This window comes from Lysobacter sp. H21R4 (genome assembly GCF_015277535.1).
Classification (GTDB): Bacteria; Pseudomonadota; Gammaproteobacteria; order Xanthomonadales; family Xanthomonadaceae; genus Novilysobacter; species Novilysobacter ciconiae.
This window is the reverse complement of sequence record NZ_CP063772.1, coordinates 2,126,721-2,138,700: the sequence shown is the minus strand read 5'-3', so window position 1 is coordinate 2,138,700 and position 11,980 is coordinate 2,126,721. Positions and strand designations below refer to the sequence as shown.

The window sequence follows — 11,980 nt, the reverse complement described above, 5'->3', positions numbered from 1 at the left end:
TCCACCGCCCCAGTCTGGCAGAATCGGGCGATCCACCGCGCCGGGCGATTTTCAATCGTCCGTCCGGTTCCGACGCGGCCCCGGCCGGCGTCATCCCACACAGGAAGACTCCATGCGCATCCTCGTCATTGAAGACAACCAGGACATTGCCGCCAACCTTGGCGACTTCCTCGAAGACCGCGGCCACACGGTCGACTTTGCCGCCGACGGCATCACCGGCCTGCACCTCGCCGTTGTGCACGATTTCGACGCCATCGTGCTCGACCTCAACCTGCCCGGCATCGATGGCCTGGAGGTCTGCCGCAAGCTGCGCAACGAGGCGCGCAAGCAGACCCCCGTGCTGATGCTGACCGCGCGCGACACCCTGGACAACAAGCTGGCCGGGTTCGATTCGGGCGCCGACGACTACCTGATCAAACCCTTCGCGCTGCAGGAAGTGGAGGTCCGGCTGAACGCGCTCGCGCGCCGCGGACGCGGGGTCAAGACCCGCGTGTTGACCGCCGCCGACCTGGAATACAACCTGGACACGCTGGAAGTGCGGCGCCAGGGCAAACTGCTCCAGCTCAATCCGACCGGGCTGAAGATCCTGCAGTCGCTGATGGAGTCCTCGCCGGCGGTGGTCACCCGCCAGGAGCTGGAAACGCGGGTCTGGGGGGAGGAACTGCCGGACTCCGACAGCCTGCGCGTGCACATCCACGGCCTGCGCGCGGTGGTCGACAAGCCGTTTCCGACCTCGCTGATCCACACCCGCCACGGCATCGGCTACCGGATCGCCGAGCTCGATGCCGAAAGCTGAGGTTCCCAAGGCGGCGGCGACCGGCGGCCCCGCCCCCAGCCGGCGTATGCGCTACCGGCGGCGGCTGCGCAGCCGCATCATCCTGTCGTTCGTGTTGCTGGGTTTCAGCCTGACCCTGCTGTTTGCGTGGGCGACCAACTGGACCCGGGCGCGGGTGGAGAACCAGTTGATCGAGGATGTGATGAACCGCAACCTCGCCAACGCCGCGCACCAGTTTGAGGTGGACCCCAACAACCGCGAGTTCCCCTTTGACCAGGTCCGCGCCTACGTCTATACGCCCGACAAGTTCGAGTCGGTGCGCCTGAGCCGGCCGGAGTGGTACGCGCTGTCGGACGGCATCACCGGCATGGTCGGCACCGACCCGGACGGTACCGAGTTCGCCTACAAACTGGCCGTGCGCAAGACGCCGCAGGCGTGGTTCTTCCTCGCCTACGACATGACTCCGTCGATGCGCAGCGAGGAGCGGTTCAACCACGCCCTGTACGCGTCCGTGCTGGTGTTCACCCTGCTGTCGCTGGTGCTGGGCTGGTGGTCGGCCTCGCGGGTGATGAGCCCGGTATCGGAGCTGGCCAAGCGGCTCAAGGAGTCAGGCCGCAGCGCCGCTGCCGAGTCCCTGGCCGATCATTTTCCCGACGACGAGGTCGGCCAGCTCGCCGAGGCGCTGGACGACTACGCCGGCCGGCTCACCGAGGTGGTCCAGCGCGACCGCGAGTTCAACGCCGACGTCAGCCACGAACTGCGCACGCCGCTGGCGGTGATCCGCGGCGCGGTCGAACTGCTGCTGTCCAACCCGCAGCTGGACGACAAGACCCGCATGCGGCTGATGCGCATCCAGCGCGCCGAGCAGCAGTGCACCGACCTGATCAGTGCGCTGCTGCTGCTGTCGCGCAACGAGCGCGGCCACGGCGCGACCGACGTCGCCAGGCTGGCGGCGCAGTCGCTGGACGTGCATCGCACCCAGCTGGCCGGCAAGCCGCTGGTGCTGCGGCTGGAGGACAACACCGGCCCGCTGGTGGTGGATGCGCCCGAGGCGGCGGTCGCCGTGGCGCTGGGCAACCTGATCGGCAACGCGGTCAAGTACACCACCGAGGGCGAGGTCATCGTGCGCATGCTGGACGGCGCGGTGCAGGTGATCGATTCCGGCCCTGGCCTCAGCGCCGAGGACGCCGCCGGCATCTTCCAGCGTGGCTACCGCGGCACCCATGCCGGCCACACCCACGGCGGCGGCATCGGCCTGTCGATCGTGCGCCGGCTGTGCGCGCTGTACGGCTGGAGCGTGTCGGTCCAGCCCGGACGCGAGTTCGGGGTGATCGCGACCCTGGCCTTCGACGCGCAAAGCCCGCTGACGGGCGGCGAGGGTACCGATTCCGACGCCGGCTGATCGGCCGGGGAACGGCCGGGGAACGGCCGGCGCGGTACCATCACCGGTCCACCCGCACGAGCCTGACCGCATGACCTGCCGCACCCGCTTTGCTCCCAGCCCGACCGGATACCTGCACATCGGCGGTGCCCGCACCGCCCTGTACTGCTGGCTGGAGGCGCGCCACCGCGGCGGCGAGTTCGTCCTGCGCATCGAGGACACCGACCGCGAGCGCAGCACGCAGGCGGCGATCGACGCGATCCTGCAGGCCATGGACTGGCTGGGCCTGGACTACGACGGTGCGCCGGTCTACCAGACCCAGCGACTGGAGCGTTACCGCGAGGTCGCCGAGCAGCTGGTGGCGGCCGGCCACGCGTACTACGCCTACGAGACCCGCGAGGAACTGGACGCGATGCGCGAGGCGGCGATGAAGGCCGGCACCAAGCCGCGCTACAACGGCGCCTACCGCGACCGGAACGCGGGGTTCCGCGAGGACCCCAACCGGGTGATCCGCTTCCGCAACCCGCTCGACGGCGTGGTCGCCTGGGAGGACAAGGTCAAGGGCCGTATCGAGATCGCCAACAGCGAGCTGGACGATCTGGTGATCTTCCGCTCCGACGGCTACCCGACCTACAACTTCGCGGTGGTGGTCGATGACATGGACATGCGCATCACCGATGTCGTGCGCGGCGATGACCACGTCAACAACACCCCGCGCCAGATCAACATCTACCGCGCCCTGGACGTCGAGGTGCCGCACTTCGCGCACCTGCCGATGATCCTGGACCCGGACGGGGCCAAGCTCTCCAAGCGGACCGGCGCGGCCGACGTCATGGATTACCGCGACGCCGGCTATCTGCCGCACGCGCTGCTGAACTACCTGGTGCGCCTGGGCTGGTCGCACGGCGATCAGGAAATCTTCTCGGTCGAGGAGATGACCTCCCTGTTCGATCTCAAGAACGTCCACGCCAGTGCGTCGCGGCTGGACATGGCCAAGCTGGGCTGGCTCAACCAGCAGTACCTCAAGACCGATGACCCCGCGGCGGTGGCGGTGCACCTGCAGTGGCACCTGCAGCAGGCGGGCTACGACCTGGCCAACGGACCGGCCGCGGTCGACATCGTGTTGGCCCTGCGCGACCGCGTGCAGACGCTCAAGGACATGGCCGAGCGCGCGGCGGTCTGGTTCGGTCCGTTGACCGCCTACGACGAAGCCGCCGTGGCCAAGCACCTCAAGTCCGCCGCGCGCGCGCCGCTGGAGGACGCCCGCGCCCGCCTGGCCGCGCTGGCGGACTGGAATGCGGAGGCGATCAACGCCGCGCTGCACGACACCGCTGCCGCGCTGGAGCTGGGCATGGGCAAGGTCGCCCAGCCGATGCGCGTCGCGATGACCGGCACCCAGGTCAGCCCCGACATTTCCCACACCGTTTACCTGGCCGGCCAGGCCGAAGCGGTGCGCCGCATCGACGCGGCGCTTGCCAGGATCCCGCTGGAGGATTAGACCGGTCGCAAGGGCGCGCTTGCCGCGCCCGTTGCAGGCCGCACCGACGACATGAGCCCTGTCCACGACTGCACCGATCCGCAGCACCACGTCCATGATGGCGACGCCTTCGTGCTCGAGGTGGAGCGATTGTGCGCGCAGCGCGGCCTGCGCCTGACGCCGATCCGCTCCCATGCCCTGCGCCTGATCGCCGATGCCGAGCGGCCACTGAAGGCCTACGAGTTGCTGGACCGGATGAAGGCCACCCACGATGCCGCGGCACCGCCGACGGTGTATCGCGCGCTGGATTTCCTGCTCGAGCACGGCTTCATCCACAAGCTGGCCTCGGTCAACGCGTTTGTCGGCTGCCACCATCCCGGCGGCGAGCAGCACGCGGTGCCCTTCCTGATCTGCGACGGCTGCCAGTCGGCCACGGAACTTGAGGACGACACCATCGTGGAGGCGCTGGAATCCCGCGCGCGCGGGCTGGGGTTCGTGCCGCGGGCGCAGATCCTGGAAGTGCACGGCCTGTGCGCGGAGTGCGTCCGCGCGGCAGGCAGGTAGGCGGCGAACATGCATGCGTCGCTGCGAGCCCTGCGAGAGGATGACCTGCCAGCCGTCTTCGCGCTGCAGACGGAAAGCTACACGCCGGCATTGCGTGATTCGCTTCCGGCATTTGCCAGCCGCCTGCGCATCGCCGCAGGGTGTTGCCATCTCGCCGAGGCCGATCAGCTTGCGATGGGGTACATCCTTGCCCATCCCTGGCTCAGCCGACGCCCGCCCGCGGTCGACACCGTGCTCTCGCCGCCGCCATCTGACGGCCCACGGCTCCTGTACGTGCACGATCTCTCGGTCTCCGCCCGCGCCAAGGGCACCGGACTCGGAGGACGGCTGGTGGACGCCGCCCTGGAGGCGGGCCGGCGCGGCGGCCTGCTGAGCGCCGAGCTGGTGGCCGTGCCCGGTGCTGCCGGGTTCTGGCAGCGGATGGGTTTCCGGTCGCTGGACGTGGCGCCGGACCTGGCGCGCAAGGTCCGGCAGTACGGGGACGGCGCCTTGTACATGGCGCGCGCGCTCTAGGCGTCGCTCAGAAGAACGCGCGCACCCCGAAAGCGATGCCGCGCCCCGGCAGCGGCGCCAGGTCCTTCAGGAACGAGGTGTGTGGGCGGGCTTCCTGGTCGAGCAGGTTGCTGCCGTCGACGAACACCTCCCAGGCGTTGCCCGACGGGGTGTCGCGGTGCCAGGCCAGGTGGGCGTCGACGAGCGTGTAGCCGGGCGTTGTCGTTTCGTTGGTCGCGACCCGGTCCTGCTTCAGGTAGCGCACCGCGCCCAGCGACGCGCGCCACGTGCCGTTGCTCCAGGACAGCTCACTGCCCAGCCGCGCCGGCGCCAGGCGCGGCAGGTTGCCTTGCTCGCTGATCCGCGCCGCGTGCCGGTGCACGTGCCCGCCGTGGAAAACCTCCACGTCCACGTCGCGCTCTCGGCCACCGGACGCGAGCCTGCCGCGCACGATATCCCCGAACACCCGCAGGTCCCACGCGCCACGGTCATTGTCGACCAGCGCGATGGTGGCGTCCGCCTCCATGCCGTGGAAGCGGGCATCGGCCTGGTTCCACAGGCGCACCGGCACGCCACCGTCCAACAGCGCACTGCCGGGGTCGTCCAGCGACGTCGGGCTGGCCTGGTAGATGAAGTCCGCATAACGGATGCCGTACACCGCCGCGCCCAGATCGATGCGCTCACCGTGCCAGCGCAGTCCCAGCTCGAGCCGGTTCGCGGTTTCCACGCCGAGGGTCTCGTCGCCGACCTCCACGGTTCCGGTGGCGACATGCAGGCCGTTGGAAAACAGCTCCTCGGCGGTCGGTACCCGCTGGGAGCGGTCCAGCCCGAGGGAGGCGTGGAACCGGTCGCTGAGCTCCCACTGCACCGCCGCGGACCCGCTCAGCGCTTCGAACTTTCGCGAGCTGGCCCGCAGCGGCGCGAGCGGCTGCGGCACCGCATCGATGGTGTTGCGGTCATGCCGCGCGCCCAGTTCGAACTTGAAGTCGCCGCTGCGGCGCTCGCCGATCCAGAACAGGCCGGTGTCGTTGCCTTCGGTGCCCGGCACGAACGCTTCCGCGCCGACGGCGTCGAACTTCCGGTGCGCCCATTGCACGCCGAACGCGCCGCGCCAGCCGGCCCAGGGCTGGTGGACCAGTTCCAGCCGCGCTTCCTTGCTGCTGTTGTCGAACACCGTGCCGATCGCCTCACCCTCGAACTCGGTGTGGGTGTAGCGGGTGTCGGCGAATTTGATCCGCAGGGTCTCGAACACGCCCAGTTCGTCCAAGCCGGCGCGCACTTCGGTGCGACGCTGGTCCATCAGGATGTGCACGGCGTCATCCCCGTGGGTGTCATCCCCATGGGCGTCATCGCCATGGTCGTGGCCATCGCCCGCGTCGTGGCCATGACCGTCACCATCGTCGTGGGAATGGCCCGGCACGCCGTAGCGGGTGTTGAACAGCGAGTAGCCCACGCCCGCGAAGCCGCGCTCGCCGACCCAGGACAGCCCCAGCGCGCCACTGTCGGTGCGCAGGGCGCTGTTGGCCAGCGTTCCTGAGGTGGCGGGATCGGGAGTCTCGCCCTCGGCGGCCAGCTGGCGGGCGCTCTCGGCAAACCCGGGGATGGCGTAATCGCCGGTCTCCCGGTGCAACGCATCGAAGTGGAACACCAAATGGCCCGAGGCGGAGGTGCCGTCCAGCCGCAGCATGCCGGTCTTCTCGTCGTTGACCGTGCCGGCCCGCAGTTCCGCCCGGCCTTGCAGCGGCTCGTCGGTGGCCGCCTCGGGGATGCGCCCGTCGATCACGTTCACCGCGCCACCGATGGCGCCGCTGCCGTAGAGCAGGGTGGACGGTCCCTTCAGTACCTCGATCTGGTTGGCCAGGAAGGGCTCGATGCTGACCGCGTGGTCGGCGCTGACCGTGGACACATCGCCCGAACCCAGCCCGTCGCTGAGCACCTGGACCCGCGCGCCGTCAAAGCCGCGCACGATCGGGCGGCCGACGCCGGGACCGAAATAGGACGACTGCACGCCGGGCAGCTTATTGACCGTCTCCCCCAGCGAGCTGGCCTTGGCCGCGTCCAGCCGTTCACCGGCGAGGACCTCCACCGGGCGGGCCAGGTCCTCGACCGTGCCGGGCAGGATGGATGCCCGCACCTGGACCGCGCTCAGGTCGACCGGCTCATAGTCCGGATCGTGCGCCTGCATGGATGCCGAATCGACGCCGGCGGCAAACGCCGCTGGCGTGACCAGCAGCGCTGACAGCAATGCACGGGCGAGAAGATTGGGCTGCAACGAAAACGGAGACTTCTGGAAAGCGGGGGACACGGACATCCTGCAAAAGTAGCGGCACGGGATCGGAATGTTATATTATTCCAATCTGTCGGCAAGTCCCCACAAGTCATGCATCCATCGAAGGTGTCCTGATGTCCCCGCGTAACCAGCGTTTGCTCGACCGCCTTGGCGCATCGGGTTCCATCATCTGCGCGGTGCACTGCGCGCTGCTTCCTGTCGCCATCGCGTTGCTTCCGGCGGTCGGGTTGATGAGCCTGGGCAGCGAGCGGTTCGAGCAGGCGTTCGTGCTGTTTGCCACTTTGCTGGGCGTATTCAGCCTCGTCCAGGGCTACCGGAGGCACGGTGTCGCGCGGGCGCTGTGGCTGTTGTTGACGGGCCTGGGTGTGCTCTGGGCGGCGGTGCTGTACCACCCGCTGCACGCCAGCGTTGTACCGCACGCCGTTGCCATGACGTTTGGCGGCACGCTGGTGGGCGTGGCGCATGTGATCAATCTGCGGCTGAACCACGGACACGTGCACGACGCCTGCTGCCACCACTAGGCAGACGGCCGGGCGGACGCCCATGTTAAGATTTGGCGGTTCCCGCGCCACGCGTGGCGCCGGCAGCATGCGCCGGTGATCACGCCTGAGGTGCGGGTTTTTCAATCGTATCAACACCCAACCGGGAGCAAAATCATGGGCAAAGGCGACCGCAAGACCGCCAAGGGCAAGCGCTTCAACTCCAGCTACGGCAACTCCCGCTCGGCCGTATCCAAGGCCGCCGGCACCGCCAGCGCGCCGGTAGCGAAGAAGACTTCCGCCAGCAAGGCCGCGAGCAAGGCAACGACCAAGAAGGTCGTCGCCAAGAAGACCGTCGCCAAGGAATAAACACCGGCGCCATGCCGTTGTGAGCAGAGGCCCCGCGAATGCGGGGCTTTCCTTTTGGGCCGATTGTTTCAGGTGCTCGTGAAACCGGTTGCGCTAGCGGGCACCGGCCTCGATCGCGGCCCAGGTCCGCAACAGGTTGCCGCCGAGGATCTTGCGGATGTCCGCATCGCTGTGGCCACGGGCCTGCAGCCCGCTGATCAGGTTGGGGAAGTCGGCGACCGTGCGCAGACCATCGGCCAACTCGCCATCGACGCCGTCAAAGTCCGAGCCGATGCCCACGTGGTCGATCCCGATCAGCTGCACCGCATAGTCGATCTGGTCCAGCACGGCCTCGATCGGCGTCTGGGGCGCGGGGTGCGCCTGCGACCATTCGCGGTTGAACGTCTCCCGGTCGAGCTCCGGCTTGCCGGCCGCCCGCAGCTCGGCGTTGCGCTGGTTGAAGTCGTTGATGGCGCGGAAGTGGGCCTGCGTGTCGGCCGCACCCTGGGGATCGACGAACGCCGTGCCGAAGGGAATCTGGACCACGCCGCCCTTGGCGGCAATGGCCTTGGCCAGCTCATCGCTGATGTTGCGCTCGAAGTCCGGGGTGAAATGGCGGAACGCGGAGTGGCTGGCGATCACCGGCACCGTGCTCAGTTCAATGGCCTGGCGGGCGGCTTCATCGGAGACGTGGGAGACGTCGACCATGATCCCCAGCCGGTTCATCTCGGCCACGACCTGCCGCCCGAACGGACTCAGGCCGTTCCATTTGCGATCGATGGCGTAGGAGGAGTCGGCGATCCGGTTGGCCGCGCTGTGGGCCAGGGTGATGTAGCGCACGCCGCGATCGAAGAAGAACTGCAGGTTGGCCAGGTCGTCGCCGATGGGCGCGCCGTTTTCCATGCCCAACGGCAGCAGCACGCGCGCGCCCTGGCGCAGACGCTCGACGTCGCCGGGCGAGTGCAGCAGCGCAAACCGGTCGGGATGGCGCTGGACCAGCGCCTCGACCGAGTCGATCATCTCGTTGGCGGCCTGCCAGGCGACGCCGTCCTCGTCCTGCTTGGCCGAGGTGTAGATCGACATGAAACCCACGTCCAGACCGCCGGCGCGGGCCTTGGGATAGTCGAACTCGCGCCCTGGCGCATCGCTACCCAGGTCCATCCAGCGATCGGTCAGCATGCCGGGCGCGTCGATGTGGGTGTCCACGATCACCGCATCCTGGGCCAGCGCGCGGGCGGCGTCGGTGGCGCTCGGCTGCGAGGTCGACTGGGCGAAACCGAGGGCGGGAACGAGTGCGAGCAGCAGGACGGGCAGGGTGCGATGCATGATCTCTCCAGTGGGTCCGCAGGTCTGTGCGGCGGGGGTAACGAGAGCTCGATAGTGCCGTAATCGGGCGGCTCGGCGTTACCGGTGATGCACGCGTTGGCCACCGATCCAGACGCCGCCGGCGAGGTCACCGCCCAGCCAGTAGCCCAGTTCGGCCGGATGGCGGATCTTCCAGCGCACGAAGTCGGCACGCATGCCCACCCGCAGCGCGCCGCGATCGTCCAGCCCCAGCGCGCGCGCAGCGTTGACGGTCGCCCCGCGAAGGCCCTCCTGCGGCGTGAGGCGGAAGTGGGTGCAGGCCAGTTGGATCGCCTGGCGCAGCGACAGCAACGGCGAGGTGCCGGGGTTGCAGTCGGTCGCGATCGCCATGGCCACGCCGTGTTCCCGGAACGAGGCCAGCGGCGGCAGCCGGGTTTCCCGCAAGACATGAAACGCGCCAGGCAGCAGGACGGCGACCACGCCGGCGGCGGCCATCGCGCGCACGCTCTCCTCGCTGGTGTGCTCGACATGGTCGGCTGACAGACCGCCGAATTCGGCCACCAGCGCCGCGCCACTCAAGTCGCTGAGCTGGTCAGCGTGCAGCTTGACGGGCAGATCCAGCGCGCGCGCGGCCTGGAACACGCGGCGCGTCTGCGCCGGCGTGAAACCGATGCCCTCGCAGAACGCATCCACCGCATCCACCAGCCCCTCGGCGTGCAGCCTGGGCAGCCACTGGACCACTTCCTCGATGTAGGCGTCGGCCTGCTCCCTGTACTCGGCGGGCAGCGCGTGCGCGGCCAGGTAGGTGGTGCGCACGCCGATGCCCAGTTCCTCCCCGATCCGGCGCGCCACGCGCAGCATCCGGCGCTCGCCTTCGAAGTCCAGCCCATAGCCGGACTTGATCTCCAGCGTGGTCGCGCCGTCGGCGAGCAGGGCGCGCGCGCGGGGCAGCGACTGCCGCAGCAGCTCGTCTTCATCGCAGGCGCGCACCGCTTCCACCGTGGACAGGATGCCCCCGCCGGCGCGGGCGATTTCCTCGTAGCTGGCGCCCTGCAGGCGCAACTCGAACTCGCGCGCGCGATCGCCGGCAAACACCAGATGGGTGTGGCAGTCGACCAGGCCCGGGGTGATCCAGCCGTCGGTGGTGATGACATCGTGCGCCAGCGCTTCGGGCGCGCGTGGCAGGCCATCGCGCGGACCGACGTAGGTGATCAGTCCGTCGCGCCAGCCGAGCGCGGCGTTGCGGACCTCGCCGTAACCGTCGGCGCAGTCGAGCGTCGCCAGCGACGCACCCAGGATCAGGCCGTCCCAGCGTTCGTTGGCGGCGCCCGGGGCGTCGCTGGCGGCCGGCTTCGCGGCGCGGAGGTCGTTGGTTTCAGTGGAAATCGTCATCCGGTCATTGTAGAGAACACGCCCTTGCCTGCCAGACCGGTCGCCGGGGCGGGTCGCCAGCGCCGCCGCAGCGGGCGACAATCAGGCGATGAACAGCAATGCGACGGCCAGGATCTGGCACCCCGAGGGTTGGCGCGATGGACCGCTGCCGCAGACTGGATCCCGTGCGGGCGAAACCGCGCGACGCCACGTGTCGAGCTCGCCGCAGCGCGTGGTGCCGGGCATCGCGAACCTGCATTCGCACGCCTTCCAGCGCGCGATGGCGGGGATGGCCGAGGCGCAGACCGACCCGGCCGATTCTTTCTGGACCTGGCGCGAAACGATGTACCGCTTCGCCGACCGGTTCACCCCCGAATCGCTCTACGCCGTCGCCGCGCAGTTGTATGCCGAGATGCTGGAAGCCGGCTACACCACCGTGTGCGAGTTCCACTACCTGCATCACGGCCCCGGCGGCAAGCCATGGGCGCACCCCGCGGCGATGTCCACGGCGCTGGTGGAAGCCGCGGCCGACGTTGGCATCCGCATGACCCTGTTGCCGGTGCTGTACATGACCGGCGGATTCGACGGCCGCCCGCTGGAACCGCGCCAGCAGCGCTTTGGCCACAGCGTGGACGCCTATCTGCGGCTGCTGGACACGTTGCGGGCAAAACAGAGCGGGCGCCTGCGCATCGGCTGCGCGCTGCACAGCCTTCGCGCGGTACCGGAAGCGGCGATGCGCGAAGTGCTTGCGGCGCTGCCCACGGACAGCCGGATCCATATCCATATCGCCGAGCAGCTACCCGAGGTCGAGGAATGCCTGCAGCTGCGCGGATCACGGCCGGTGCAGTGGTTGCTGGACAACGCGGAGGTCGACGAGCGCTGGACGCTGGTCCACGCCACCCACCTGGACGACGCCGAACTTGCCGGCGTGGCCAAATCCGGCGCCACGGTGGCGATCTGCCCGACCACGGAAGCCAACCTCGGCGATGGCCTGTTCCGGCTGCGCGACTATCTGGACGCCGGCGGCCGCTGGGGCGTCGGCTCGGACTCCAATTCGTCCGTTTCGCCGGTGGAGGAGCTGCGCTGGCTCGAATACGGCCAGCGCCTGGTCACCCGCCGACGCAACATCGCGGTCAGCGTGGACTCGCCCAGTGTCGGCGAGACCTTGCTGCGCGGCGTGGTGGCCAGTGCATCCGATTCCACCGGCCACCGGCTCGATCCATCCCACGCGGACGTGCTGGTTCTGGACGGCGAGGCGCCGCAGTTTGCCGGCGCCACCGACGCGGACGCGGTGGATCGCTGGATATTCAGCGGCAACCGCCCGCTGGTGCGGCAGGCCTGGGTGGACGGTCGCTGCGTCGTCGATGGCGGCCGGCACGTGGACGCCGACGCGATCGCGGCGCGCTACCGCCAAGCCGTCGCCGGGCTGCTCGCGCGCGAGCGATAGCCCGAACCAGCCCGCCCAGGCCGGAGGCCCCCGGGCAGACGTAGCGCCAAC

The 11,980-nt window shown here is 69.2% G+C and carries 11 protein-coding genes; 8 read left to right on the top strand and 3 right to left on the bottom strand.

What is annotated here, in order from left to right; all coding sequences use genetic code 11:
* Positions 1-112 precede the first annotated feature (112 nt).
* From INQ40_RS09730 to INQ40_RS09710, 5 genes are all read left to right on the top strand, one after another.
* The gene (locus INQ40_RS09730) at positions 113-796 is read left to right on the top strand and encodes a response regulator transcription factor (protein WP_043957384.1); all 684 of its coding nucleotides are present in this window, start codon (positions 113-115) and stop codon (positions 794-796) included.
* Positions 783-2,177 carry a HAMP domain-containing sensor histidine kinase gene (locus tag INQ40_RS09725; RefSeq protein ID WP_194340270.1) on the top strand — a complete coding sequence of 465 codons (1,395 nt, stop codon included), beginning with the start codon at positions 783-785 and terminating at the stop codon, positions 2,175-2,177. Before INQ40_RS09730 ends, INQ40_RS09725 begins: the two co-directional genes overlap by 14 nt.
* A 70-nt stretch (positions 2,178-2,247) precedes the next feature.
* Positions 2,248-3,654 carry a glutamate--tRNA ligase gene (gene gltX / locus INQ40_RS09720; RefSeq protein WP_194340269.1) on the top strand — a complete coding sequence of 469 codons (1,407 nt, stop codon included), beginning with the start codon at positions 2,248-2,250 and terminating at the stop codon, positions 3,652-3,654.
* Between the two features lie 51 nt (positions 3,655-3,705).
* Positions 3,706-4,197 carry a transcriptional repressor gene (locus INQ40_RS09715; RefSeq protein ID WP_193984111.1) on the top strand — a complete coding sequence of 164 codons (492 nt, stop codon included), beginning with the start codon at positions 3,706-3,708 and terminating at the stop codon, positions 4,195-4,197.
* Positions 4,198-4,206: 9 nt separating this feature from the next.
* A complete protein-coding gene (locus INQ40_RS09710) occupies positions 4,207-4,710 on the top strand; it encodes a GNAT family N-acetyltransferase (RefSeq protein ID WP_194340268.1) in 504 nt (167 codons plus the stop codon).
* A 7-nt stretch (positions 4,711-4,717) separates the two neighbouring features.
* On the opposite strand, the gene INQ40_RS09705 is transcribed toward INQ40_RS09710, so the two are convergent.
* Positions 4,718-6,994, bottom strand: coding sequence for a TonB-dependent receptor (locus INQ40_RS09705; protein ID WP_228481984.1), 2,277 nt, complete (start codon positions 6,992-6,994; stop codon positions 4,718-4,720).
* Positions 6,995-7,092: 98 nt separating this feature from the next.
* Here INQ40_RS09705 and INQ40_RS09700 point away from each other — a divergent pair, with 98 nt between their 5' ends.
* Both INQ40_RS09700 and INQ40_RS09695 read left to right on the top strand, forming a co-directional pair.
* A complete protein-coding gene (locus INQ40_RS09700; RefSeq protein ID WP_193984105.1) occupies positions 7,093-7,500 on the top strand; it encodes a MerC domain-containing protein in 408 nt (135 codons plus the stop codon).
* Between the two features lie 135 nt (positions 7,501-7,635).
* Complete coding sequence (locus INQ40_RS09695; RefSeq protein WP_193984103.1) at positions 7,636-7,827, top strand: 30S ribosomal protein THX; 192 nt, start codon at positions 7,636-7,638, stop codon at positions 7,825-7,827.
* Between the two features lie 93 nt (positions 7,828-7,920).
* Here the strand turns inward: INQ40_RS09695 and INQ40_RS09690 are convergent, their stop codons facing one another.
* Both INQ40_RS09690 and hutI read right to left on the bottom strand, forming a co-directional pair.
* The gene (locus tag INQ40_RS09690; protein ID WP_194340266.1) at positions 7,921-9,132 is read right to left on the bottom strand and encodes a dipeptidase; all 1,212 of its coding nucleotides are present in this window, start codon (positions 9,130-9,132) and stop codon (positions 7,921-7,923) included.
* A 78-nt stretch (positions 9,133-9,210) separates the two neighbouring features.
* On the bottom strand, positions 9,211-10,503 hold the full coding sequence (gene hutI / locus INQ40_RS09685; protein ID WP_194340265.1) for an imidazolonepropionase: 1,293 nt from the start codon (positions 10,501-10,503) through the stop codon (positions 9,211-9,213).
* 88 nt (positions 10,504-10,591) lie between these two features.
* Here hutI and INQ40_RS09680 point away from each other — a divergent pair, with 88 nt between their 5' ends.
* Positions 10,592-11,929 (top strand): formimidoylglutamate deiminase, encoded by a 1,338-nt coding sequence (locus INQ40_RS09680; RefSeq protein WP_194340264.1) that lies wholly within the window; start codon positions 10,592-10,594, stop codon positions 11,927-11,929.
* Positions 11,930-11,980 lie beyond the last annotated feature (51 nt).